The following is a 23,502-nucleotide window of genomic DNA, read 5'->3' as shown; positions in this document are numbered from 1 at the left end:
GATGACGGGCGCGCCGTGCTGAGCGCGCGGTCCTGCCGGCCCCTTCGGACATCACGCTTCCCAAGTCAGTTGCGAATGGGATGCATTTGCACTATTGATGTTGTTGCAAATGATTTGCAGAAGCAGGTGGATCGTTGCTGGCCCCAGTCAGGCGCGGTGCGGTGCGTGTTACCCAATGAGGGAGAGGGGCGAATATGGACAAGCCGACAAGACCGGACCTGCTGCGAAGGCGCAGTCTGCTGATGGGCGGGCTGGCGGCAGCGGGTGGAACGGCGATCTGCACCAGCGCCGCCTTGGGTCAACAACAGGCGAGCCATGTCGGTCATGCCGCGCCATCGGGAGCGGCGGGACAGGAGCCGATGCCGGCCATGGGGCATGGCGCGATGATGACGGTCGGCGAGGTCGATAGCGCCGTCAACGGCTTCGACCCGACGGAGATGCTCACAGATTGGGACACGGGTGCGGTTTCGACGCTGCCGGACGGACGGACGCTGCGCACCTTCGAGATGACGGCGGAGGACCGCGAGATCGAAATCGCGCCCGGCATCAAATTTCCCGCCTGGACCTATAACGGTCGGGTCCCCGGGCCGGCGCTCCGGGCGAAGGAAGGCGAGCGGCTGCGGATCGTCTTTCGCAACTATTCTTCGCATCCGCACTCGATCCATTTCCACGGTATTCACGCGGCGCACATGGACGGCGTTCCTGGGGCCGGCATGGTCGATCCGGGTGACGAATTTATCTATGAGTTCGATGCCAAGCCCTTCGGCTGCCATCTCTACCACTGCCATGCGATGCCGTTGCGCCGGCACATCCACAAGGGCATGTACGGCGCCTTCGTGATCGATCCCGACCCGGAGCGCCGGCCGGAGCATGTGGAGGTCGCCCGCTCCCGGCTGCTCGGCACACCAGAGAATGCCGGCTGGCAGGAACTGGTGATGGTGATGAACGCCTTCGACACCAACTTCGATGCCGAGAATGAATTCTATGCGGTCAACACCGTCGCGCACGCCTTCATGAAACGGCCGATCCGGATCGTGAAGGGCAAGCCGGTGCGCATCTATCTCATCAACGTCATCGAGTTCGACCCGATCAACTCCTTCCACCTGCACGCCAATTTCTTCGACTATTACGACCAGGGCACGACGTTGACGCCGACCTTGAAAACCGTCGATCTCATCACCCAGTGTCAGGCGCAGCGCGGCATCCTCGAATTCACCTTCGCTGAGCACGAACCCGGCCTCTACATGTTCCACCCGCACCAGACCGAGTTCACTGAGCTCGGTTGGGTCGGCATGTTCGACGTGGTGGAGGCGCTCGCATGAACGAGATGCCAAGAGCTGCCATTCGCGCGGCAAAGACCAACCTGGTGTGGCTGGCGTTGCCTCTTATCGTCTTTGGCATCGCCGTTGCCTGGCTCGTATCGACCGATCCGTTGTCGGGCTTCCGCAACGGTGCGCCGCCGGTCGAAAACCTCACCTTCGAAAGAACCGTTCTCGACGATAGTGGTCTCAGTCTGCTTGTTCGCGCCGGCGGATCGGAACCGATGACGGTGGCGCAGGTCCAGGTGGACGACGCCTATTGGCAATTCGCCCAGGACCCGCCGGGGCCGATCGCACGCGGTGGGGCCGCATGGCTGAAACTGCCATTTCCCTGGATGCTCGGTGAGGCGCATGCAGTGAAGGTGGTGACCAACACCGGCGCCACCTTTGCGCATGACATTGCGGTTGCCGTGCCGACGCCCCAGGCGACGACGGGCCAATTGCGGCTGCAAGCCCTGGTCGGCATCATCGTCGGCATCGTGCCCGTGGCCGTCGGGCTGATGTTCTATCCGGTGCTGCGTGGTGTTGGGCGCGAGGGCATGGCCTTTCTGCTGTCGCTGACGATCGGCCTGCTCGGCTTCCTGCTGGTCGATGCGAGTGGCGAGGCGCTCGAGCTTGCCGGCGAAGCCGCGGCGATCTTCCAGGGGCCAGTCATGGTGGTGCTGGCGGCTTTAAGCAGCTTCCTTCTGCTGATGGCAATCGGCCGGCGAAGTGGTGCGCCGACCGGGCTGGCGCTCTCCACCTACATCGCGCTCGGCATCGGCCTGCACAATCTTGGCGAGGGGCTGGCGATCGGGGCCGCCTTTGCGGCCGGCTCGGCCGGGCTCGGCACCTTCCTCGTGCTCGGCTTTGCGCTCCACAATGTCACAGAAGGCATTGGCATCGCCGCGCCGATCCTGAAGAAGAGGCCGCCGTTCTCGGTCTTCGTCAGTTTGACGCTGCTGGCGGGCAGCCCGGCCGTCATCGGCATGTGGCTCGGGAGCCTTGCCGCCTCGGCGCAATGGTCCGCCTTGGCGCTGGCGATCGGGGCGGGCGCGATCCTGCAGGTGATCGTCGAAGTGGGCGCCTATCTGATGCGCCAGAGCGAGCGCCGGAGCGACGTGTTCCTGACGCCGCCGGTTTTGGCCGGCCTCGCAGCCGGTGCGGCATTCATGTATGCCACCGCGGCGCTGGTGAAGATCTGACAGGCAACAGGATGGGATCAGACGATCGTCTGGTCCATCTCCGCTGCCGGAATTTCATCGACGCGATGGATGCGCACGACGGTTGCCGGCACGCCCGCGACGGTGGTGCGCGGCGGAACGGTCTTGAGGACGACACTGCCGGCGGCGACCTTGCTATAGGCGCCGACCTCGATATTGCCGAGGATCTTGGCGCCGGCGCCGAGCATCACGCCGCGGCCGATCTTCGGGTGGCGGTCTCCGGTCTCCTTGCCGGTACCGCCGAGCGTGACGTTCTGGAGGATCGAGACCTGATCTTCGATGACCGAGGTTTCTCCGATGACGATGCCGGAGCCATGGTCGAGCATGACAGCCTTGCCGATGCAGGCGGCCGGATGAATGTCAGGTCCGAAGACGAGCGAGGCGAGGTTCGAAAGCCAGCTCGCGACTTCACGGCGGCCATCGACCCAGAGCTGGTGAGCAGCGCGGTAGGTCTGCAGTGCCTGAAAGCCCTTGAGGTTCACCAGCACATGCTTGAGGCCCGGGCAGGCCGGGTCACGCTCTTTCACCGCCTGAAGATCGGCTTCGGTCGCCAGCAGGATCTGAGGGTTTGCCTTGAAGACGTCGGCGAGCAGCTGCGCAAGCGAGCGTTCGTCGACGCGCGCGACGGCCAAGCCGGCTGCGAGCACGCCGGCCAGCAATTCGGCATCCGATCCGGCATCGATGATCGGCATCAGGGCGGGCGCCATGACCGGTTCACGTGCGGCAAGCGCGCGCGCTTCCGCCCGGATCAGGCTCCAGACCGCGCCATCGGCGAGCGGTGCCGCAAGCGAGCCTCCGTACCGTAGCGTCTCAATCAATGCGGTCATGCGCCACCGTTTATCCCGCGATATCGACGACGCCGCAGTCGCCCTCGGCCGAGCCGAAGGCCAGCTGTCGGCCATCCTTGTTCCACGCCATGGCGGTGATTGCGCCCTTGCCGGGACGGCGCAGCAGCACTTCCTTGCTGTCGGCAAAGCGTGCGCCGAGGATCATGCCGTCCTGATAGCCGATGGCGACGATATCTTCGGCCGGATGGCAGCAGACGGAGGTCACCATGATGTCGGCGCGGGTGCCGAGTTCGAGCGGCGCCTTGCCCATCGGGCCGTCCTTGCCCTGGAAGGGCCATACGATGGCAGCCGGCGCGCCCGAGGATGCGAGCCACTTGCCCTTGGCCGACCAGGAAAAGGACTTCACCTTGGCCGGATAGCCGGTCATGCGCATGTGGCGCGCTTCGGCGCCGGGCTTGGCGTCGAGCTTCCAGCCGTGCAGCGCGTTTTCCTGCATCGTGGTGACGAGGAAGCGGCCGTCGGGCGAGAAGGTGACGCCGGTGTGGGCGCCCTTCCATTCGAGGTCGATTGGCTGGCCCGATGTGCCGACCCAGTGCAACGACACGCCGTTGTAGCGCGCTGCGGCGACGCGAAGGCCTTTCGGCGCGAAGGCGAGGCCTTCGACCGTGCGTTGCTCGGCGAATTCCTTCGTCGTGCCGTCGGCAAGCTTCACGTGCGTGGTCTTGCCATAGGCATAGCCAACGGCACCTTGCGGGCCGGCGGCAACCTGGGCGATCCACTTGCGCGGCGCTTCGGCGACCAGCGCCGTGGTACCGTCGGCGGCGGTGCGCATGACCTTGCCATCTTCGCCGCCCGTCAGCAGCGTATCGTTGGCTTCGTCGACCACGAGCGAGAGCAGGCCCTCGTGGACCTCCGTCGTCTTGTGGCCGAGGTCGAGGCGGTGGATGGCGCCGATGGCTTCGGCGAAGAAGGGGACGCCTTTGAGAAAGGCCACGCCGACGACGTGACCTTCGAGATCGAGGGGAGCGACAGTCGGCATCAGTTCGGCTGCGCCTCGCAGGCCTTGAAGGTGCGCTCGAGCTTTTCGCGGTCGAGGTCACGGCCGATGAAGACGAGGCGGCTTTCGCGCTTTTCGCCTTCCTTCCACGCACGCTGGTGATCGCCCTCGATGATCATGTGAACGCCCTGAACGACGTAACGCTCGGCGTCGCCAGCAAAGGCGATGATGCCCTTCAGGCGCAGGATGTTCGGGCCGTCCGTCTGGGTGATCTTCTGGATCCAGGGGAAGAAGCGATCCGGGTTCATCTCGCCGCCGCGCAGCGAGATCGACTGCACCGTCACGTCGTGGATCGGCGAGGGGGCATCGTGGTGGTGATGATGGTCGTGATCGTGGTCATGATCATGATGGTCGTGATCATGGTGGTGATGGTGATGATCGTGGCCGCAATCCGGACCGCAGGTGTGATCGTGTTCGTGATCGTCCTGGTCGAGGAAGTGCGGATCGTTTTCCAGCGCCTTTTCGAGATTGAAGGCGCCCTGGTCGAGGACCTTGGCGAGATCGATCTCGGAGCGCTGGGTGCGATAGATGCGGGCCGACGGATTGATGACGCGCACGGTCGCCTCGATGCGCTCCAGTTCCTCGGGCGTGACGAGGTCGGTCTTGTTGAGCAGAACGACATCGGCGAAGGCGATCTGGTCTTCGGCCTCGCGACTGTCCTTCAGCCGGAGCGGCAGGTGCTTGGCGTCGACCAGCGCGACGACGGCGTCAAGCTCGGTCTTGGCGCGCACGTCGTCGTCCATGAAGAAGGTCTGGGCGACCGGGACCGGGTCGGCAAGGCCCGTGGTCTCGACGATGATCGCATCGAAGCGGCCGGGGCGGCGCATCAGGCCTTCCACCACGCGGATCAGGTCGCCGCGCACGGTGCAGCAGACGCAGCCGTTGTTCATCTCGTAGATTTCCTCGTCGGATTCCACGATCAGGTCGTTGTCGATGCCGATCTCGCCGAACTCGTTGACGATGACCGCATATTTGCGGCCATGGTTCTCGCTGAGGATGCGGTTCAAAAGCGTCGTCTTGCCGGCGCCGAGATAGCCGGTGAGCACGGTGACGGGGATCGGCTTCTGCGGGGATGTTTCGGTCATGGGAACCTCTGGGATTTCCGGATGCGGGAGCAGGCATCCTAGTCGCGTCTCATATAGGAGATGCGGCGGCGATGCGCAAATGGCGCGGGCGATTTTGCCGGTCGGGCGGCGTTGATCGCTGCGATCCCGATAACCCTCCTTTCATCAAGATCGGCGAGAGTGCGCGGCACATCGAAGGGGTGCGCACGTGAAGACGATTTCCATCAACGGCCGGTTCCTGACCCAGCCGCTTACGGGCGTGCAGCGCTTCGCCCGCGAGATGACCCGGGCGCTCGATCAGCGCATCGCTTCGGGTGCGGTGCCGCATGCGCTGAAGGGCGTGCGCTGGCGGCTCCTTGCTCCCGGCAAGGCTGTCGACGATCTCGGCCTCAAGACGATTTCGGTGGAGCGCTTCGGCTCCGGCCCGGGCCATCTGTGGGAGCAGGGGCCGCTCTTCTGGCGGTCGCGCTGCGACACGCTCATCGGCTTCGGCGGCAGCGGGCCGGTGCTGCATGGCGACCAGGTGGTAGTGATCCACGATGTCACGCTCTTTCGCCATCCGGCCTCGTTCGGCCGCGGCTACCGACTGTTCCACGGAACGCTCGGCTATCTCCTCACACGGAGGGCGAAGATCGGCACGGTCTCGAACTTCTCGCGCAAGGAACTAGCCGACGTCTTCCGCGTGCCTTCGGCCGGTATCGACGTGATCTACAATGCAACCGATCACTTCGCCGGCCTTCAGCCGGACGACGGTGTCATCGCGCGGCTCGGGCTGACCGATACGCCCTTCTTCCTTCTGGTCGGCACGCTGAAACCCAACAAGAATGTCGAGTTTGCCGTGCGCGCCTTCGAGGCCTTGGGTGCCGGTGACCACAAGCTGGTCGTGGTGGGCGGCACCGATCCGTCGGTTTTTCGCGATATCGCGCCGACGTCGAAGGGCAACCTGATCTTTCCGGGGCGCCTGACCGACGCGGAGATCGCCGGGCTGCAGCGCCACGCCGTCGCCTTCGTCTTTCCGAGCCTCTACGAAGGTTTCGGCATCCCGCCGCTGGAGGCGATGACGCAAGGCTGCCCGGTGCTGGCCGCCGACATCCCGCCGGTGCGCGAGGCCTGCGGCGACGCGGTTCGCTATTTCGATCCGTTGAAGGCGGAAACGCTGGTCGAGGCAATGCGGATGATTTCGGCCGACGCGACTTTGCGTCGTGAGTTGACGCATGCCGGTTACGACAATGCCAAGCGCTTTTCCTGGGATGGAAGCGCGGTGGTGCTGCTCAACATGCTGGCTGCCAGCCGGGCTTGATGGCTGCGGAGGGCGTTAGAGGTCGAGCACGCGCATCGGGTCCAACCGTCCGCGCAGCATATCCAAGACGGCGATGACGTTGCCCTTCAGCCGACCGCGGCGGTCGACGAGGCCTTGCGACCTGACGCTGCCGAGGATGTTGGCAGCGACGTTGCCCCCCATCAGACGCAGCGCCCATTTGAGGCCGACCGTGCCCTTGTTGCGCAGATAGAGCGGATTGGCGACCTGCGAGTAGCCGAAACGCAAACCCGAGGTGCGGCCGCGCTTGTTGCCGAGATGGACGCCGCGCAATCTCGGCGACTTGACGATGCGCCCGCGTGACGCAAGTCGCCGGCAGAAATCGACGTCCTCCTGCCAGCCGTAGAGCGGCAGGCGCTCGTCGAAGCGGGTGTGCTCGACGGCGATCGCCGCAACACGGAAGGCCATGTTGCAGCCGTAGGCATTGAAGGCGGGTGTGATTTGATCCTCGGGCGCGGGACCGGCGTCGCCATCGAGGATCGCCTTCGCATCGGCCACCGAAATGCCGGGTCCGTGAATGCCGTCTGCCAGAACCAGGCCGGTTGCAACGACGATATCCGCCTCGCGCGCAAACAATCGCTCGGACTCTGCGAGAAAGTCGTGGTGTGGCAGGAAGTCGTCGTCGAAGAAGACGATCAGGTCGGCGGTCGTCGCGTGGTCGAGGATCGCATTGCGCTGCGCGCTCGAGCCTTTGCTGCCCTTAACGACGCGGACGTCGACTGCGAGGGCACTGAGGCGGTTTTCGTCGATGTCCTCGGGCGCGCTCGGGCAGACCAGGATGGAGTCCGGCAAGCGGGTCTGCCGCGTCAGATGCAGCAGGGTCTCCGAAAGGACTTCGCGGCGGCCTGCGGTCGCTATGCCGACGACGATGTTCATGGCGGACTCTCCGAACGTTTCGGCGGCGATCTAACCGGAAATTCGTGCAGTTTTTCTTAGCGCAATTGTTTCCAGCCCTATGGGGCCGGAGCCCGCATCATCAGCCGCAATTGGTTGAGTGCGAGGAGGCACAGGACGCCGCCCCCGAGGATGCCGGCGCCGATCGCGAGATAGCTGGTTTCGCCGGCGAGCGCGAAGGCGAAACCAGCCGTGGCGAGCCCTGCGGCGGCAAGAAGCACCGGCGACCAGGGGAGGTCGAAGGGAAGCACCGCCATCAGGCGCAGACCGAAGGCGGTCGCAAGGACCGCGCCGATCGCACCACCGGTCGCAAGCGCCGTATCGCTCGGGCCTGCGACAACCAGTGCCGCGAGCGCCCCGAGGTTCAGCAGCAGGCAGTCGATGACGGCGAGCAGAAGGATCAGCGCAAGACGCTGCTTCAGGTGCAGCGGCGTCGGCAACATGATCTGCGTCAGCGTGCGGGCAAGCGAAATGAGGATGATCGCGGGCGCCGTGGCGAGGAACCCCTGCTGCAGGTCCGGGCTGATGACGACCCACGTGACCGGCAGGAGCACTGCAAAGATGCCGGCCGCCATCATCAGCGCGAAGCTGGCAAGCAGGGCATAGTATTGCCCGAGCGTCCGGGCGAGGTCCGCGCGGTTGTCGGTCCGGTCGTGGGCGGCGACGATTTCGGGGTACTGGATCGCCTGAAGCGCCGAAACGATGAGCACGAAGGGCCGCTGCAAAAGGTCGAGCGCCAACAGCGCGCCGGCGGCACCCGTCGCTCCGAGAACGGACGTCAGCAGCGTCTTGAGGGCGAGCGGCGCGAACATGGCGGCCGTTGCAGCGCCGGCCGAAACGCTGCCATAGACGAGGTGCTTGCGGAAGCGCGCAGTCTCCAGTGCAACGGTCGGTCGCGCTGCCGGGCTGCGGGAAAGAACCGAGGCGAGCAGGCCGTAGGCAGCGTAGCCGGCCAGAAGCCCCGTGACCGTCGAGAGGAAGGTGGGCGAGGCCAATGCCCCGGCGAGCGTGCCGACTGCCAGAATTGTGGCGCGTGATCCCTGCAACACGGAAAAGGCGCGAAAGTCCTGACGAAACCGCAGCATCGTCAGATGCAGGTCGCTGCCCCCTTGCGCGATCGACACCAGACCGCCGACAAGGGCGACGACCGGCGGCACGCCGAAGAACACGGCTATCGAGGCTGCGGCCAGGCAGAGTGCTGCGCAGACCGTCGCTTCAACGAGGATCGTGCGCCGCTCAGCCGCCTCGCTGTCAGCGTCCGGCCCCGGATAGAAGCGGGTGCAGGCGAAGCGCACCCATTCGAAAGCGGCGATCGCTGCGAATTGGCAGATCGAGACGAACAGCGAATAGCTGGCGTAGTCCGCAGGCGCCAGCCAATGGGCGACGATGATCAGCAGGCCGAAGGCGATGACGGCCTGATAAAAATAGGCGCCGAGCGCTATGATCTTCGCCATGGGTTCTCTGCTCTTCCAACGGACTTCCTTGATAGCGCAAAACCGCAAAGAAAGTGTTTGCCGGGCGTCGGTCACGCGTCAGGCGAGTTCAGACGGGTCGAAATCCCTGACGTCTTCGAGCAGTTCGACAAGGCCTTTGACGGCATGGGCAAGCAGCGCCTCGCCGCGCGCAGCCGTTGCGGCTGACGCGTTGCCGGCAACGCCATCGGCGTTGAGGTCGCGCATCTTCCAGCCGAAGGCATGCGGGCCGTAGGCGCGCAGATGCTTGAAGCGACCTGCAAAGTCGCGCTGACGCGACGGGAAATCGGACGCTTTTGTCGTGTCCACCTTGTCGGGCTGCAGCGCCAGCATCACCGAAGTCTCGATATCGCCGCCGTGAATGTCGAAGGCCTTGTCTTCTGGCGCGATCCAGCCGTCCGGCTGGCCGAAGCGGGTCCAGCTGGTTGCGACCGCCAGCATGTTCAAGCGCACGCGCGCTTCGGTCGCGACGATCGTCATCAACGGCGAATTGCCACCGTGGGCGTTCAGCATCACGAGCTTGCGAATACCAAGGCCATGGAGATCCCCGGCGATGCCGAGCCAGCGCTCCACGGCCTCGTCATAGGCGAGCGTGCGGGTGCCGGCGACATCCATGTGCTCGATCGAGTAGCCGACCGGCTCGGCCGGCAGGAAGGTTACAGGCAGATCGGCGGGAAGGACGGCGATGGTGCGGGAGACGATCCCCTCGGCAATCAGCGTGTCGGTTTCGAAGGGCAGGTGAGGGCCGTGCTGCTCATGCGCGCCGAGCGGCAGCACCGCGATCCAGTCGCGACGGGCGTCAGGCGGAAGATCGGCCGGATTGTCCTGCCATCGCGGCTCGGGCATCGACATTTCTCTTCGATCCTCCACGTCAATTGTCGTAAAATTGTTATTTGAGTCATACAGTTCGTAATCGCAAGCTGTATTGTTATAAGAGTTCGAGACGGGATTCGGCAGGAGGTCCAATGGGCAAGAAGAACAAGGCCGAAAAGAAGGGCAAGAACGGCAAGAAGAAGGACGAGCTCCTGATCGAGCCTCACGATCTTGCCGCCGTCCTTGTCCAGGCTGCGCGGTCGATGCGCACCGTGCTCTCCCGCAATCTGCTCGAAAGCGGCCTCTATGCCGGACAGGATGGCGTCATGCTGGCTCTGGCCGAGACCGATGGCCTGACGGCCGGCGGGCTCGCGGTCAAGCTCGGCGTCAAGGCGCCGACCATGACCCGCACCATCGGCCGCATGGAAGCGCAGGGCTTTCTCGAGCGGCGTCCGGACGACGATGATGCCCGGCTCACGAAGGTCTATCTCACTGAGCCCGGCCGCAACCGGCTGCAGACGATCGCCGAGGCCGGTCAGCATTCTGAAAAGCTCGCGACCCGCGGCCTGACCGACAAGCAGGTTCGCACGCTGATGAAGCTGCTGCGCGCCGTCGACAGCAATCTCCAGGCTGCGCGCGCGGCCGATTGAACCGGATTTGCCGCATATTGCCGCGGCGATTTAAACAGTTTAAATAGGGATTTAAATTTATGGCACGCGTGCCGTCTCAAAGGCGCGCGAAGGATGTCGAACGGCTTGACGCACCGCTCCTGGCTGGGGTTCGTGCGGATGGGGCGAAACAGGGCTTACAGGGGGCATCGTGGCGCAAAAGGTGAAGCTTTCGACGATCGCGGAAACACTCGGTCTTTCGACGGCGACGGTATCCCTGGCCCTGCGTGACAGCCCGCTGGTGGCGACCGTCACCCGCGACAAGATCAAGGAACAGGCGCGCGCGCTCGGCTATATCTACAACCGCCGCGCTGCCAGTCTCAGGACATCGCGATCGGGCATCATCGGCGTCGTCGTGCACGACATCATGAACCCGTTCTACGGGGAAATCCTCAAGGCGATCGAGGCCGAACTCGACCGCGACAAGCAGACCTTCATTCTTTCCAATCACTACGATTCCGTCGACAAGCAGCGCGATTTCATCGAGACGCTGCTGCAGCTCGGCGGCGACGGCGTCATCATGTCGCCGGCGATCGGCACGCCGCTGGAGGATATCCAGCTTGCCGAGGACAACGGCATGCCGGCGATCCTGATCGCCCGCTCGATCGAGGGTGTGGACGTGCCGATCTTCCGCGGCGACGACGCCTATGGCATCTCGCTTGCCGCCAACCACCTGATCGGCCTTGGCCACCGCTGCATCGCCATGGTCGGCGGCACGGACGAGACCTCCACCGGACGCGACCGCTACCAGGGCTACGTCAACGCGCTGCGCAAGGCCAACATCGAGGTCGATCCGGAACTGCGCATTCCCGGGCCCCGCACGAAGCAGGGCGGCTTCGAGGCCGCAGTGCACCTGCTTTCGTTGCCGCAGAAGCCGACCGCGGTCGTCTGTTGGAACGACCTCGTGGCGATCGGCATGATGAACGGCATCGCGCGCGCCGGTCTCGTGCCGGGCGTCGACATCTCCGTGACCGGCTACGACGACCTGGAAGAGGCGTCGATCGCGACGCCGGCGCTCACCACCGTCTGGAATGGGCAGGCCGATGTCGGCCGCAGTGCTGCCCGCGCACTACTCGACAAGCTCTCCGGCAGCCATGAGCCGGACGGAATTCACCTGATCAAGCCGGAGATGCGCATCCGGCAGTCGACCGGCCCCTTGCGGGTCATCGCCTGAGGTCCATCACCCGCAAGGAAAATTGCCATGTCTGCCCGCATTCGCGTTCTCGTGCCCGGAAAAATCAATCCGCGGGTGATCGATCGTCTGACGGACCGGTTCGATGTGGTGCGGATCGAAGGTGCCGATGCGACGCTGGTGACGCCGCAGATGCAGGACGTCAAGGCGATCGCCGTTTCCGGGCGCGTGCCGGCTGCACTGATGGATGCCCTGCCGCAGCTTGAGATCATCGCCAATTTCGGCGTCGGCTACGACGGGGTGGAGGTCGGGCATGCCGCGGCCAAGGGAATTGCCGTCAGCAACACGCCCGACGTCCTGACGGAAGAAGTGGCCGATACCGCGGTCGGGCTGCTGCTCAACACGCTCCGTCAATTGCCGCAGGCGGAGCAATGGCTGCGCCAGGGTCGCTGGAGCCGCGAGGGCGCGTTCCCGCTATCGCCGCTGTCGCTGCGGGGTCGAAGCGTCGGTCTTTATGGTCTTGGACGCATCGGTCTTGCGATTGCCAAGCGGCTCGAAGCCTTCGGCGTATCGATCGCCTATCATACGCGCAGCCCGCGCGAAGGCCTTGCCTATGCCTACCATTCGACGCTGACGGGGCTCGCAGCTGCGGTCGACACGCTTGTTGTCATCGTACCCGGCACCGAGGCGACGCGGCGGACGGTCAATGCCGAGGTGCTTGCCGCGCTTGGCGGCAATGGGGTGCTGATCAATGTCGGACGCGGCTCGACGGTCGACGAACAGGCCTTGATCGCGGCGCTTCAGGCGGGCGTGATCGCCGGTGCCGGTCTCGATGTCTTCGAGAACGAGCCGCAGGTGCCGGAGGCGCTTGTGGCGCTGCCGAATGTTTCGCTCCTGCCGCACGTGGCCTCTGCCTCGGTGGTGACGCGCAACGCCATGGCCGACCTCGTCGCCGACAACGTCGTGGCGTGGTTCTCGACCGGCAAAGCGCTGACGCCCGTGCCGGAAACACCGTTCACGCGACGCGCGGACTAAGGCCCGACGTCGACGCGCCAGGCGCAAGGTCAAACAGATAGCTCAGGCGGCCAGACGACCGGCGGCGTAGGTTCTGACCGCATCGCCGAACGCCTTGAACAGGCTCGCGGACGGCGTGTCCGTGCGCACCCAATATTCCGGATGCCATTGCACGCCGACGGCAAAGGCCTTGGAGCCGATCACCGAGACGGCCTCGATCGTGCCGTCGTCGGCAACCGCTTCGACCGCAAGACGGGGCGCGGCAGCGCCGATCGCCTGGCGATGGAGCGAGTTGACGCGGATGCGGCCGGCGCCGAGCACCGGTGCGAGGCAGCTTCCTTCCTTGACGATCACGTCCTGGCGGATGCCGTAGGCGACGTCGAGTTCCTTCACGTCGGGCTTGCGGTGATCCCAGATGCCCGGTTGGTCCTGAATTTCGGAGGCGAGCGTGCCGCCGAGCGCGACGTTCAGTTCCTGAATGCCGCGACAGATGGCGAGAAGCGGCACGCCGCGCTCCAGCGCGCGGGTGATGAGCGGCAGGCTGGTCGCGTCGCGGCCGGGATCGAAGGGGCCATCACTCTCCTTGGCCTCGGCTCCATAGAGCGAGGGATGGACGTTCGAGCGGGCGCCACTTGCCAGCACGCCGTCGACGCGGTCGAGGATCTCGTCGATGTCGTTGCCGGTCTCGAGTGCCGGGATGAGGAAGGGCATGACGCCGGCGCCTTCGGCGGCGGCGCGGACATATTGATGGGCAACGACATGCCAGACATTGCCGTCGAATTCGCGGAAATCGCACGGGATGGCAACGACAGGTTTCGACATCATCAGGCTCCGTTGGATGCTTGAGAAAAGCCTTGCCTTCAGTTGCAGATGAAAGTCAACTGAGAAGGTGGTGAGCGCGATCGTCGCGCCGATCCCGGGCAGCGAGACAGGAGGAGCGATCCGAAACGGCAGGAAATCGCAGGTATTTCTTCAAGAACGAGTAACCATCACAGGCGCAAGTTTGGGATCATCTACGGGCGTCGCAGAATTGTCGAAGTTGCGATCAAGTCGTTTTATTGTGCGAATGCCTATGTTTGGTTGTAGAAACCGAGTATTGTCCCGTGCGGTTCGCACTACTGAGTTGAACTCTTGGGCGATGCCGGCGAAGACCCGTGGTTTTGCTGGGATTCGGTACATTTTTCGGGGCGTTAGACGAAATCTTTCGTTAAGTCATCACCCCTAACAATCCGGTAAACCGGAGCTTGGTTCATGATGCGACTTGGACAGAGCGCTCTTCCGACTGACGTGTATCTGTCATCCGTGAGCTCGCTCTACGAACATCGCAAAACGCTGGTGATCGGCATGCTGTCGCATGTCGTGACGTTCCTGCTCGTCTATCTGAAAACCAGTGATCCGCTCTATCTCGCCTGCTCCGGTGTGATCTTCGTCCTCTGGGCGCTGCGCAATCTCGACATGGCGCGGTTCGACCGGCAGGATTTCTCCAATGCCGATCGGGCGATGGTCCGCAAGTGGGAGAACCGCTACATCGTCGGCGGCGTCAGCGTCACGCTCACCTGCGGTATTGCCTGTGGCTACGCCATCGCCATCAGCCAGGACTCCTTTTCCGAGCTCGCCACCATTTCGGTGACGCTTGCGTCGATGATTTCGCTCGTCGGGCGCAATTACGGCTCCGAGCGGGCCGTGCTCCTCTTGTCTTCCTCGGCGTGCCTGCCGATCGTCATCGGCCTGATCACGCTGCAGGACGTGTTCATGCTGGCGCTTGCCGTGCTGATCCTGCCCTTCATCCTGTCCACCTGGATGATGGCCAACAATGTGCGCGCCTTCCTCTATGAAAACGTGATGGCAGCGCGCGAGATCGCCACGATCGCCGGCCAGTTCGACACGGCGCTCAACAACATGACGCATGGGCTGTTCATGCTTGATGCCGATGGCCGGGTGGTCGTCGCCAACGAGCGGGCCTGCGAATTGCTGGCCCTCGGCGACCGCACCGAACTCAAGGGCTGGTTGCTCGATGATGTGATCCGGCGCGGCGCCCGGCGCATGCGGCTCGATCCGGACAAGACCAAGGCCATTTCGCGCCAGCTCGACCTTCTGCTCAAGGGCAAGCGGCCGCAGGTGCTGATCCCCGTCAGCGAAGAGCTGCATCTGGAATTTTCGGCGAGCCGCCGCGATAACGGCGACACGGTGCTGATTTTTGAAGACGTGACCGCGCGCGTCCAGGCGGAAAAGCAGATCCTGCATATGGTGCGGTTCGACAAGCTGACGCAGCTGCCGAGCCGCGACTATTTCGGGGAGCTGGTGCAGGCGACGGTGAGCGCGGACGACACGGCCGAACGGTTGGTCGGGTTGATGGTTCTCGACGTAACGGAATTCAAGCACGTCAATGACATGCGCGGCCATATCGTCGGCGATAGACTGCTTCATGCGATTGCCGGCCGGCTAAGGGTGCTTGCCGGTGACGATGCGATCGTCGCGCGGCTGATGGGCGACGAGTTCGTCGTGTTCATTCCCGATGGCAGTGACGCTATTGCACTCGAAGAGCGGATGCGAGGACTTCATGCCGATCTGCGCGACACTTACGAAGCCGGCGGCTTCACCTTCAGCATGACGATGAGCGCCGGCATCGTCGTCGCTTCGAGCCTCGACCTCAAGCTCGAGGACTTGCAGATCAAGGCGGATCTTGCGCTTTCGGAAACAAAGCTGCGCAACCGCGGCGGCTGCACGGCCTTCGAGGCCGAGATGGATGCGCGCTACGTCGATCGCCAGAAGCTGAAGGCGGATCTGCGCGAGGCGATCAACGCCCGCAGCCTGACGCTCTCCTACCAGCCGATGTTCGCCCCGAACGGCGGGCGCGTGGAGTGCTGCGAGGCGTTGGCGCGATGGACCCATCCCGAACGCGGGCCCGTGCCGCCGAACGTATTCATCCAGCTTGCCGAAGAGCTCGGGCTGGTCACGGAAATCACCCGCTTTGTTCTCGATCAGGCGTGCCAGGACTGCATGAACTGGCCGGGCGACGTATCGGTGTCGGTCAACCTGTCGGTGCTCGACCTTCGCAGCAGCGAAATCGTGGTCATGGTCACGGACGCACTTCGCGTAACCGGTCTCGATGCCGCGCGGCTGCATCTGGAAGTGACGGAAAGCTGCCTGATGGACGAGCCGCTGAAGGTGCAGGCGATCCTGCGCGAACTGCGCGGACTGGGCATCACGATCGCCATCGACGATTTCGGCACCGGCTACTCGAGCCTCAGCTATCTCGATGCGCTGCCGGTCGACATCATCAAGATCGACCGTTCCTTCGTGCGCAACATCCGCGAAGATTCTCGGCGCTTCAAGCTTCTGCGTGGGACCGCCAACCTTGCCCGCGCGCTCGGCCTGCGCATCGTCGTCGAAGGTGTCGAGACGGCGGACCAGCTACAACTTATCAACGAGCACAATTGTGCCGATCTGATACAGGGCTTCGTCTTTGCCGCGCCCATGCCGGCTTCGGCCATTGCTACGCTTTGCAAGAATGGTGTGCCAAAACGAGGCACAAAAACCACCAGCAAGCGCATCGCCTAACCCCTGAAATCTTCTTGAAACTGTCCTGTTTTGCTACTGGTTTTCCGGTAGCAAGCCATTGATTAGGTGCGCCAAATTGATCCCGCTTTGGTGCGCTTGATTTCAAATCGAGCAAATAAGTTCACGAATTTTTATGGTTAACGAAAAGTTAACGGTGAACTGTTTCGATTTGCGGTTGCCGCCCCATCACTCGTCAATAGGTTAACGATTTGTTAACCATGAGGTGTTGAGTATGGGTGAGACGGTTCACCAGGCTGAGCCTGGGCGCTTTTCTGAAAAACTGATGCAATTGCTCGATCGCGTCGAATACCGGCGGGTCGAAACCGGCGAGGACATGGAGGACATCGCGCGGCTGCGCTACAAGTCCTACAAGTCCGTCAATCTGATGGAGTTGACCGGCTCGACGCTGATCGACGATCTCGATTTCGACAGTCACGCCTATGTCTTCGGTCTCTATCTCGACGAAGTGCTTGTCAGCACCGTGCGCGTTCATCATGTGACGCCGGATCATCGCGCCAGCACGTCGGGCATGATCTTCGCTCCTGAGATCGACGCGTTCCTCGATGCCGGCATGGTGCTGGTCGATCCCGGCCGGTTGGCAGTCGATCCTGACGTGATCGGCGACGAGATGCGGGCGCTTCCCTATCTGACGCTGCGACCGGTCGCGATGGCCTGCGAGTATTTCGCTGCCGACCGCTGCCTGACGGCCTGCCGTCCGCGCCACGCGGCTTTCTACAAGCGCATCTTTGCGTCGGAGACGGTTGTCGCCAAGCGCGAGAACCTCGGTGTCTACAATGCCGACGGCGCGCTTCTGGTGGCACAGGTGCGGGGGCAGCGGCCGTCGATCCTCGACCGCTACCCGGTCTTCGATTCCGAACCGTTCGAACGCCGCATGATGTTTGCCGACCGCAGCGAGGTGCCGTTTGCGCCGCTGACGATCCTGCCGACCGCGCGCATGGCGCAGACCGGCTACGGCCGCTCCTACCGGATGTCCGTCTTCCGGTAAGCGGCCTTGATTGCGCATGCGAATTCGGGGCGCGTCGAGGCGCGCCGCACCTTGCTGTGTGGCGTGACATTTCGCCCCATCAGGTACGGCTAAAGAACGGGTTTTCGTTGCGCCAGCCGTGCGCATTGTGTAAGGGCAGCTATAAGGGTTTCGCGGCTTTTCGCGAGACCATGCTTCGATAGGGGCGGCGATGACCCCAAGGTGGCGCCGCGGCATTCAGGGAGAATTTTGAACGATGGCTGAGCATCATTCTGGACCGGTCGATGTGGGCGCTCCGATGGACTATCCGGAACACGAGAAGACCTACCTCATGTTCCTGAGTGCCTCGAAGTACGGCACGCTTTTCTGCGTCGCCCTGCTGATCGCGATGGCTGCCGGCTTCTTCACGACGATGGGCCTGATCTCCTCGATCGTGCTTTTCATTCTGATCAACGTCGCCGGTTTCTTCTTCCTTCGTTAATCGGCGCGACCAAACCGACTGTTGAGGGAGCGCAGACCGTGCTTCCTCGGCGACCGGGCGTTTGCCCGGAAGAAGCTGCATGTCGCCGGCTGGAGGTGCCGACGCATATGGCTTGAGGCCCGGATGCCCGTCGTAGGGCAGGGGTGGATAATCCTCACCCGAGTGAGGGAGGAGTGGACAGCAGGCCCGCAGAGCCCGATTGCGGCTCGATGCCGGTGGATCGCCAAAGGTCCCGCATCCAGGCGATGGCTTGCTCCAGACGATTGCGCCGGGCACAGGTGTGCCGCGCACATGAGGGCGTGTCGGCCCGGTAGGCCACCCGCTTTGCAGTCGGAGAGAATGCCCGCATTCCGGCCCTGGCTCGATTGCGGCCAGGAGGGGGGACTTGTGAGCGAGATCGTCTTCGTCGCCAAGGAAACGGATCCGAACGAGGGTCGCGTTGCCGCATCACCGGATACTGTGAAGAAACTGAAAGGTCTCGGCTTCGACGTCGTCGTCGAGGCGGGCGCCGGGTTTCTGTCGCGCATTCCGGATGCCGAGTTCGAAAAGTCCGGAGCCCGGATCGGCACGACGGCAGACGCCAGGACGGCGGATGTCGTGCTCAAGGTCCGTCGGCCGACGAGTGCCGAGATTGCCGGCTACAGGTCCGGCGCCATCGTCATCGCCATCATGGATCCCTACGGCAACGAGGCGGCGATCGCCGAGATGGCGAATGCCGGATTGACCGCTTTTGCGATGGAGCTGATGCCGCGCATCACGCGCGCGCAGTCGATGGACGTGCTGTCCAGCCAGGCCAACCTCGCCGGCTATCAGGCGGTCATCGACGCGGCCTACGAATATGACCGGGCGCTGCCGATGATGATGACGGCGGCCGGCACGGTTCCTGCCGCCAAGGTCTTCGTCATGGGCGCCGGCGTTGCCGGTCTGCAGGCGATCGCGACGGCCCGCCGTCTCGGGGCTGTGGTCTCGGCAACCGACGTGCGTCCCGCCGCCAAGGAGCAGGTCGCCTCGCTCGGGGCCAAGTTCATCGCCGTCGAGGACGACGAGTTCAAGGCGGCTGAGACCGCCGGCGGCTACGCCAAGGAAATGTCCAAGGACTATCAGGCCAAGCAGGCAGCACTTGTCGCCGAGCATATCGCCAAGCAGGACATCGTTATTACCACGGCGCTTATCCCCGGCCGCCCGGCGCCGCGGCTCGTTACCCGCGAGATGCTGAAGAGCATGAAGCCCGGTTCGATCGCGGTCGATCTTGCGGTCGAGCGCGGCGGCAACGTCGAGGGGGCAGAGGCCGGCAAGGTCGCCGAGGTCGAAGGCGTCAAGGTTATCGGCCATCTGAATGTGCCTGGCCGCATCGCCGCTTCCGCCTCCGGGCTTTATGCCAAGAACCTCGTCACCTTCCTGGAGACGATGGTCTCCAAGGAGACCAAGGCGCTCGCGCTCAACATGGAAGACGAGCTCGTCAAGGCGACGGCGCTCACCCATGGCGGTCAGGTCGTGCATCCGAACTTCGGCGCCAGCAAGGGGGACAAGTGATGGCGAATGAACTTCTCGACAAGGCGCTCGCCGATCTCGACCGGGCGGTGGAAGCGGTCCGCACCGCGGCCGAGTATGTGCCGGATGCGGCCGGTGCCGTCGCCCATGGCGCCACCGGCGGGGCGATCGACCCCTTCGTCTTTCGCCTGGCGATCTTCGTGCTGGCGATCTTCGTCGGCTACTACGTGGTCTGGTCGGTGACGCCGGCGCTGCACACGCCGCTGATGGCGGTCACCAACGCGATCTCCTCGGTCATCGTCGTCGGCGCCCTGCTGGCGGTCGGCATTTCCGCCTCGGGGCTGGCGACCGGCTTTGGCTTCATTGCGCTGGTGCTGGCCTCGGTCAACATCTTCGGCGGCTTCCTCGTCACCCAGCGCATGCTGGCCATGTACAAGAAAAAAGACAAGTGAGGCCGGCCCGATGAACGCCAACTTCGCAGCCTTCCTCTATCTCGTCTCCGGCGTCCTGTTCATCATGGCGCTGCGCGGCCTCTCGCATCCGACCACCAGCCGCAAGGGCAATACCTACGGCATGGTCGGCATGGGCATCGCCATCGTCACGACGTTGCTGCTCGCCAAGCCGAGTTTCGGCGGCCTGATGCTGATCGTGCTCGGCCTTGCCATCGGCGGCGGTATTGGTGCGTTCATCGCCCGCCGCATCGCCATGACGTCGATGCCGCAACTTGTTGCTGCCTTTCACTCGTTGGTCGGTCTTGCGGCCGTCATGGTGGCGGCTGCCGCCATGTATGCGCCGGAAAGCTTCGGCATCGGTACGATCGGTGACATCCACGCGCAGGCGCTGGTCGAAATGTCGCTCGGCGTCGCCATCGGCGCGATCACCTTTACCGGCTCGGTCATCGCCTTCCTGAAGCTCGACGGTCGCATGTCCGGCAAGCCGATCATGCTTTCGGGTCGCCATGCGATCAACGCTGGTCTTGCCGCGGCGCTCGTCGTGCTGGTGATCATGCTGGTCCTGACCCAGAGCACGACGGTGTTCTGGCTGATCGTCGTACTGTCGCTGGCGCTCGGCGTGCTGATCATCATTCCGATCGGCGGCGCCGACATGCCGGTGGTGGTCTCGATGCTCAACTCCTATTCGGGCTGGGCGGCGGCCGGCATTGGCTTCACGCTCGGCAACCTGGCGCTGATCATCACCGGGGCGCTCGTCGGTTCGTCCGGTGCGATCCTCTCCTACATCATGTGCAAGGGCATGAACCGCTCGTTCATCTCGGTCATCCTCGGCGGCTTCGGCGGTGAGACAGCAGCGGCCGGCAGTGACGACGGCGTCCAGCGCACGGTCAAGCAGGGCTCGGCCGATGATGCGGCCTTCCTGATGGCGAACGCCTCCAAGGTGATCATCGTGCCCGGCTACGGCATGGCAGTTGCTCAGGCGCAACATGCGCTGCGCGAAATGGCCGATCAGCTGAAGGCGGCCGGCGTCGAGGTCAAATATGCGATCCATCCGGTCGCGGGCCGCATGCCCGGCCATATGAACGTTCTGCTGGCGGAAGCAAACGTTCCCTATGACGAAGTGTTCGAGCTCGAGGATATCAATTCAGAGTTCGCGCAGGCCGATGTCGCCTATGTCATCGGCGCCAATGACGTCACCAACCCGGCGGCGCGCGACGACAAGTCCTCGCCGATCTACGGCATGCCGATCCTTGACGTCGACAAGGCCAAGACCTGCCTGTTCGTCAAGCGTTCGCTCGGCTCCGGCTATGCCGGCATCGACAACACGCTGTTCTACAAGGACGGCACGATGATGCTGCTCGGCGACGCCAAGAAGGTGACGGAAGACATCGTCAAGGCGCTGCACGCCTGAGGGCTGCTCGCATCGACCGATAAAGAAACGCCCGCCTGTCGGCGGGCGTTTTGCGTTGAAGGACATGCGCGCGCCGGACGCGGCGATGTGTCGAGCTTTAGTCCAGGTCGACTTAGCCAGCCGGTGCCAGTGTCAGCTCGTCAATGCCGACGGCGAGGTTCAGGCCTTCCTGCACCTGGACATTGACCGGCTGTAGCATAAACGCCTTGTTGGTGCCGCCGCCGATCACCTTGGCGCCACCGCCGACGGCGAGACTCGCATCGGCGCCGACGCCGTAATACTCACCGGCGAGCGCGAATTCGCTGATCGGTGTGCCTGTCTTGGCAAGCACGTCCCAGATCATCGTGCTCTTTCCCGTCTTGCCGATGTCGATGCCGATCTTGCGGATCGTGCCGGCATAGACGGCCTTCGGTGCGCCATTGGTGGGCGTGAAGGTGCACATCAGGTTCTTGGTTGAGGTCAGGATCATGCCAGTGCCGCCTTCCGAACCACAAACGAGGCGGCCAAGGGCGACATAGTTTTGCGCGGCGGCCGGGCCCGTGGCAAGCGCGGCGAGCGCCAGCGCAGTGACGAGGGTTCGTTTGATCATGGCTAGTCTCCGTTCTTGATGCTTCAAGCAAACGGATGGCGGGCGGGAAGGTTCCGCTGTGCAGGGGGCAATGCCTGCAAACGAAAACGCCCGCGATGCGGTCGCGGGCGTTTCGAAATGCGTGATCGGGTTGGCTCAGGATGCCTTGACGCGGGCAAGGCCTGCGCGGGCCGGCTCGTATTTCGGGTCGAGCTGCAGCGCGTGCGAATAGGATTTCGACGCTTTGGCCTTGTCGCCCTTGCGCTCGTAGATCAGCGCCTGGTTGGCCCAGGATTCGGCGACCTTGCCGTTCAGGTTGATCGCGGTGTTGAAGTCGGAGAAGGCGTTGTCGTCGTCGCCTTGTGCGACATAGGAGATGCCGCGGCCGTTATAGGGTTCCGGCGAGCTCGGCGACAGCGAGATCGCGGTCGAGAAGTCTTCGATCGCCTGACCGTGCTGGTTGCGTGCCTGGTAGATCAGGCCGCGATTGTGATAGGCGCGCGGATCGGTGGTATCGAGCTGGATGGCCTTGTTGAAATCGTTGAAGGCGGAATCGAGCTGGCCGGCCTGGCGATAGAGGTTGCCGCGGCCGATATAGGCGACGTCGTAGTTGGCGTTGAGCTGCAGTGCCATGTTGTAGTCGGCCAGCGCTGCCTGGGTGTTGCCCATGTTGCGGTGAACGAGCGCCCGGTTGGCAAAGGCCTGGTAGAAGCGCGGGTTCAGCTTGATCGCCTGGTCGAAATCGGCAATCGCGCGGCGGTATTCGCCGGCGCGGCCGTAAGCCGAGCCGCGGACATTGTAGCCTTCCGGATCGCTTGGGTTGGAGGCGATGACGCTCGAAAGCGAGGCGATGTTTTCCTGCGAGCCCTGTTCGCGCTCGACCTTGTTGGTGACGGAGTCCGGACCGTCGGTCGTGCAGCCGGCGATGAGGAGGGCCGAGCCGAGAAGCAGCATGGCGGCAAGCCTCGGCTTGCGCTGGTGGCGGCGAGACGCCTCATGGACATTAAAACCGGAGACGTCCGCAGTCATGGCAGCAAGTGTCAAAGGTTGATCCCTCAAATCGACAAGGTCTCGAAAGCCATCGGCTTTCCGTTTCTGGAGCCGCTGAACTCCCCGCGGGCTCCTCAAGCCGGGCCAAAGTCGGCCTTGGCAGACCACCGGTCCAAACACTCCGGTCGGTCGTCCGTCGGTGGCAGCGTCGAGCACGCTAGCCTGTCGGCGGAAAAGATGTCCATACCAAAAAAAGGCGGTGGCGATATTTCGCCCCCGCCACGACTTACATCGAATAGCGTCGAAAAAACGACAAATCAGCGAGCCAGGAGGCCTTCGCGCTGTGCACGCTTGCGTGCCAGCTTGCGGACGCGGCGAACGGCTTCAGCCTTTTCGCGAGCGCGCTTCTGGGACGGCTTCTCGTAGTAGTCACGCATCTTCATTTCGCGGAAAATGCCTTCGCGCTGCATCTTCTTCTTGAGAGCGCGGAGCGCCTGATCGACATTGTTATCGCGGACTAGTACCTGCACGTGAATCCCGTTCCTTGGTTCGTGTTGTTTGCTGCTCCGTCAGGTGCGGAGGCAAAAGAGTGACATTCGCTAAGCTGGAAGCTTTACGATTAGATGAGCGGATACCAGATCATCAGGCGAAAGTCCAGCGACGACATGAGGCGGCGCTGAAAAAAACCTGAGATACGAGCGTCGCGCGACTTCTCCCCCGCCGCTTAACCGATCCATAGTCATGTCGCAACTGCGCGCAAGTCCACGCAAATGCGTCGCAAAAGAAACGTTGCGCAGGTCTCGGATTTGCGATTTCTAACTC

22 protein-coding genes are annotated in these 23,502 nt (G+C 63.5%); 12 read left to right on the top strand and 10 right to left on the bottom strand.

Translation table 11 applies throughout. The features are described 5' to 3' along the window. Positions 1-194 precede the first annotated feature (194 nt). Entirely contained in the window at positions 195-1,322 is a 1,128-nt protein-coding gene (locus tag ASE71_RS03425; RefSeq protein WP_060517540.1) for a multicopper oxidase domain-containing protein, read from the top strand. Then, on the top strand, positions 1,319-2,503 hold the full coding sequence (locus ASE71_RS03420) for a ZIP family metal transporter (RefSeq protein ID WP_060517543.1): 1,185 nt from the start codon (positions 1,319-1,321) through the stop codon (positions 2,501-2,503). Before ASE71_RS03425 ends, ASE71_RS03420 begins: the two co-directional genes overlap by 4 nt. Before the next feature lie 17 nt (positions 2,504-2,520). Here the strand turns inward: ASE71_RS03420 and cysE are convergent, their stop codons facing one another. Genes cysE through ASE71_RS03405 form a run of 3 tightly spaced genes read right to left on the bottom strand, consistent with a single transcriptional unit; the run spans position 2,521 to position 5,451 of the window. Next, positions 2,521-3,348, bottom strand: a complete 828-nt coding sequence (cysE, locus tag ASE71_RS03415) for a serine O-acetyltransferase (protein ID WP_060517545.1) — start codon at positions 3,346-3,348, stop codon at positions 2,521-2,523. 10 nt (positions 3,349-3,358) lie between these two features. Next, on the bottom strand, positions 3,359-4,348 hold the full coding sequence (locus ASE71_RS03410; protein ID WP_034786943.1) for a WD40 repeat domain-containing protein: 990 nt from the start codon (positions 4,346-4,348) through the stop codon (positions 3,359-3,361). Beyond that, entirely contained in the window at positions 4,348-5,451 is a 1,104-nt protein-coding gene (locus ASE71_RS03405; protein ID WP_060517547.1) for a CobW family GTP-binding protein, read from the bottom strand. Before ASE71_RS03405 ends, ASE71_RS03410 begins: the two co-directional genes overlap by 1 nt. A gap of 187 nt (positions 5,452-5,638) precedes the next feature. On the opposite strand from ASE71_RS03405, the gene ASE71_RS03400 reads away from it, so the two are divergent. Further along, on the top strand, positions 5,639-6,730 hold the full coding sequence (locus tag ASE71_RS03400) for a glycosyltransferase family 4 protein (RefSeq protein ID WP_060517549.1): 1,092 nt from the start codon (positions 5,639-5,641) through the stop codon (positions 6,728-6,730). A gap of 15 nt (positions 6,731-6,745) precedes the next feature. On the opposite strand, the gene ASE71_RS03395 is transcribed toward ASE71_RS03400, so the two are convergent. From ASE71_RS03395 to ASE71_RS03385, 3 genes are all read right to left on the bottom strand, one after another. Then, complete coding sequence (locus ASE71_RS03395; RefSeq protein WP_060517551.1) at positions 6,746-7,624, bottom strand: glycosyltransferase family 2 protein; 879 nt, start codon at positions 7,622-7,624, stop codon at positions 6,746-6,748. 77 nt (positions 7,625-7,701) lie between these two features. After that, on the bottom strand, positions 7,702-9,096 hold the full coding sequence (locus ASE71_RS03390) for a hypothetical protein (RefSeq protein ID WP_060517553.1): 1,395 nt from the start codon (positions 9,094-9,096) through the stop codon (positions 7,702-7,704). A gap of 78 nt (positions 9,097-9,174) precedes the next feature. Then, positions 9,175-9,966: a creatininase family protein gene (locus ASE71_RS03385; protein WP_060517555.1), complete on the bottom strand. Its 792-nt coding sequence runs from the start codon at positions 9,964-9,966 to the stop codon at positions 9,175-9,177. 113 nt (positions 9,967-10,079) lie between these two features. On the opposite strand from ASE71_RS03385, the gene ASE71_RS03380 reads away from it, so the two are divergent. The 3 genes from ASE71_RS03380 (at position 10,080) to ASE71_RS03370 (ending at position 12,762) form a co-directional block, all read left to right on the top strand. Next, positions 10,080-10,577, top strand: coding sequence for a MarR family winged helix-turn-helix transcriptional regulator (locus ASE71_RS03380; RefSeq protein WP_034786917.1), 498 nt, complete (start codon positions 10,080-10,082; stop codon positions 10,575-10,577). Positions 10,578-10,746: 169 nt separating this feature from the next. Then, positions 10,747-11,769 carry a LacI family DNA-binding transcriptional regulator gene (locus tag ASE71_RS03375; protein ID WP_034786913.1) on the top strand — a complete coding sequence of 341 codons (1,023 nt, stop codon included), beginning with the start codon at positions 10,747-10,749 and terminating at the stop codon, positions 11,767-11,769. A 27-nt stretch (positions 11,770-11,796) separates the two neighbouring features. After that, the gene (locus ASE71_RS03370; protein WP_060517557.1) at positions 11,797-12,762 is read left to right on the top strand and encodes a 2-hydroxyacid dehydrogenase; all 966 of its coding nucleotides are present in this window, start codon (positions 11,797-11,799) and stop codon (positions 12,760-12,762) included. A gap of 42 nt (positions 12,763-12,804) precedes the next feature. Here the strand turns inward: ASE71_RS03370 and ASE71_RS03365 are convergent, their stop codons facing one another. Then, entirely contained in the window at positions 12,805-13,563 is a 759-nt protein-coding gene (locus tag ASE71_RS03365) for a gamma-glutamyl-gamma-aminobutyrate hydrolase family protein (RefSeq protein ID WP_060517649.1), read from the bottom strand. A 429-nt stretch (positions 13,564-13,992) separates the two neighbouring features. Here ASE71_RS03365 and ASE71_RS03360 point away from each other — a divergent pair, with 429 nt between their 5' ends. The 6 genes from ASE71_RS03360 to ASE71_RS03335 all read left to right on the top strand — a co-directional run bounded on the left by ASE71_RS03360 (position 13,993) and on the right by ASE71_RS03335 (position 21,122). Then, a complete protein-coding gene (locus ASE71_RS03360) occupies positions 13,993-16,302 on the top strand; it encodes a putative bifunctional diguanylate cyclase/phosphodiesterase (RefSeq protein ID WP_060517559.1) in 2,310 nt (769 codons plus the stop codon). A gap of 232 nt (positions 16,303-16,534) precedes the next feature. Continuing rightward, a complete protein-coding gene (locus ASE71_RS03355; RefSeq protein WP_060517561.1) occupies positions 16,535-17,308 on the top strand; it encodes an N-acyl amino acid synthase FeeM domain-containing protein in 774 nt (257 codons plus the stop codon). A gap of 235 nt (positions 17,309-17,543) precedes the next feature. Continuing rightward, a complete protein-coding gene (locus tag ASE71_RS03350; protein ID WP_034786900.1) occupies positions 17,544-17,768 on the top strand; it encodes an aa3-type cytochrome c oxidase subunit IV in 225 nt (74 codons plus the stop codon). Positions 17,769-18,155: 387 nt separating this feature from the next. Continuing rightward, positions 18,156-19,301, top strand: coding sequence for a Re/Si-specific NAD(P)(+) transhydrogenase subunit alpha (locus tag ASE71_RS03345; protein WP_060517563.1), 1,146 nt, complete (start codon positions 18,156-18,158; stop codon positions 19,299-19,301). Further along, on the top strand, positions 19,301-19,711 hold the full coding sequence (locus tag ASE71_RS03340; RefSeq protein WP_034786897.1) for an NAD(P) transhydrogenase subunit alpha: 411 nt from the start codon (positions 19,301-19,303) through the stop codon (positions 19,709-19,711). The genes ASE71_RS03345 and ASE71_RS03340 overlap by 1 nt, the downstream gene beginning before the upstream one ends. Before the next feature lie 10 nt (positions 19,712-19,721). After that, positions 19,722-21,122, top strand: a complete 1,401-nt coding sequence (locus ASE71_RS03335; protein ID WP_060517565.1) for an NAD(P)(+) transhydrogenase (Re/Si-specific) subunit beta — start codon at positions 19,722-19,724, stop codon at positions 21,120-21,122. A 112-nt stretch (positions 21,123-21,234) separates the two neighbouring features. On the opposite strand, the gene ASE71_RS03330 is transcribed toward ASE71_RS03335, so the two are convergent. The 3 genes from ASE71_RS03330 to rpsU form a co-directional block, all read right to left on the bottom strand. Next, the gene (locus ASE71_RS03330; RefSeq protein ID WP_034786890.1) at positions 21,235-21,711 is read right to left on the bottom strand and encodes a DUF992 domain-containing protein; all 477 of its coding nucleotides are present in this window, start codon (positions 21,709-21,711) and stop codon (positions 21,235-21,237) included. A 135-nt stretch (positions 21,712-21,846) separates the two neighbouring features. Beyond that, positions 21,847-22,734, bottom strand: a complete 888-nt coding sequence (locus ASE71_RS03325; protein ID WP_060517567.1) for a tetratricopeptide repeat protein — start codon at positions 22,732-22,734, stop codon at positions 21,847-21,849. A 263-nt stretch (positions 22,735-22,997) separates the two neighbouring features. Continuing rightward, complete coding sequence (gene rpsU, locus ASE71_RS03320; RefSeq protein ID WP_034786884.1) at positions 22,998-23,210, bottom strand: 30S ribosomal protein S21; 213 nt, start codon at positions 23,208-23,210, stop codon at positions 22,998-23,000. Positions 23,211-23,502: the final 292 nt, after the last annotated feature.

The organism is Ensifer sp. Root954 (assembly GCF_001429005.1).
GTDB lineage: Bacteria > Pseudomonadota > Alphaproteobacteria > Rhizobiales > Rhizobiaceae > Ensifer > Ensifer adhaerens.
The sequence above is the reverse complement of the archived record's forward strand: the minus strand, read 5'-3'. Positions and strand labels throughout refer to the sequence as shown.

Excerpts from the sequence above, each read along its gene's own strand:
- ASE71_RS03425 (WP_060517540.1), top strand. The coding sequence starts at position 195 with ATGGACAAGCCGACAAGACCGGACCTGCTGCGAAGGCGCAGTCTGCTG.
- ASE71_RS03420 (WP_060517543.1), top strand. The coding sequence starts at position 1,319 with ATGAACGAGATGCCAAGAGCTGCCATTCGCGCGGCAAAGACCAACCTG.
- cysE (WP_060517545.1), bottom strand. The coding sequence starts at position 3,348 with ATGACCGCATTGATTGAGACGCTACGGTACGGAGGCTCGCTTGCGGCA.
- ASE71_RS03410 (WP_034786943.1), bottom strand. The coding sequence starts at position 4,348 with ATGCCGACTGTCGCTCCCCTCGATCTCGAAGGTCACGTCGTCGGCGTG.
- ASE71_RS03405 (WP_060517547.1), bottom strand. The coding sequence starts at position 5,451 with ATGACCGAAACATCCCCGCAGAAGCCGATCCCCGTCACCGTGCTCACC.
- ASE71_RS03395 (WP_060517551.1), bottom strand. The coding sequence starts at position 7,624 with ATGAACATCGTCGTCGGCATAGCGACCGCAGGCCGCCGCGAAGTCCTT.
- ASE71_RS03390 (WP_060517553.1), bottom strand. The coding sequence starts at position 9,096 with ATGGCGAAGATCATAGCGCTCGGCGCCTATTTTTATCAGGCCGTCATC.
- ASE71_RS03385 (WP_060517555.1), bottom strand. The coding sequence starts at position 9,966 with ATGTCGATGCCCGAGCCGCGATGGCAGGACAATCCGGCCGATCTTCCG.
- ASE71_RS03380 (WP_034786917.1), top strand. The coding sequence starts at position 10,080 with ATGGGCAAGAAGAACAAGGCCGAAAAGAAGGGCAAGAACGGCAAGAAG.
- ASE71_RS03370 (WP_060517557.1), top strand. The coding sequence starts at position 11,797 with ATGTCTGCCCGCATTCGCGTTCTCGTGCCCGGAAAAATCAATCCGCGG.
- ASE71_RS03365 (WP_060517649.1), bottom strand. The coding sequence starts at position 13,563 with ATGTCGAAACCTGTCGTTGCCATCCCGTGCGATTTCCGCGAATTCGAC.
- ASE71_RS03360 (WP_060517559.1), top strand. The coding sequence starts at position 13,993 with ATGATGCGACTTGGACAGAGCGCTCTTCCGACTGACGTGTATCTGTCA.
- ASE71_RS03355 (WP_060517561.1), top strand. The coding sequence starts at position 16,535 with ATGGGTGAGACGGTTCACCAGGCTGAGCCTGGGCGCTTTTCTGAAAAA.
- ASE71_RS03350 (WP_034786900.1), top strand. The coding sequence starts at position 17,544 with ATGGCTGAGCATCATTCTGGACCGGTCGATGTGGGCGCTCCGATGGAC.
- ASE71_RS03340 (WP_034786897.1), top strand. The coding sequence starts at position 19,301 with ATGGCGAATGAACTTCTCGACAAGGCGCTCGCCGATCTCGACCGGGCG.
- ASE71_RS03335 (WP_060517565.1), top strand. The coding sequence starts at position 19,722 with ATGAACGCCAACTTCGCAGCCTTCCTCTATCTCGTCTCCGGCGTCCTG.
- ASE71_RS03330 (WP_034786890.1), bottom strand. The coding sequence starts at position 21,711 with ATGATCAAACGAACCCTCGTCACTGCGCTGGCGCTCGCCGCGCTTGCC.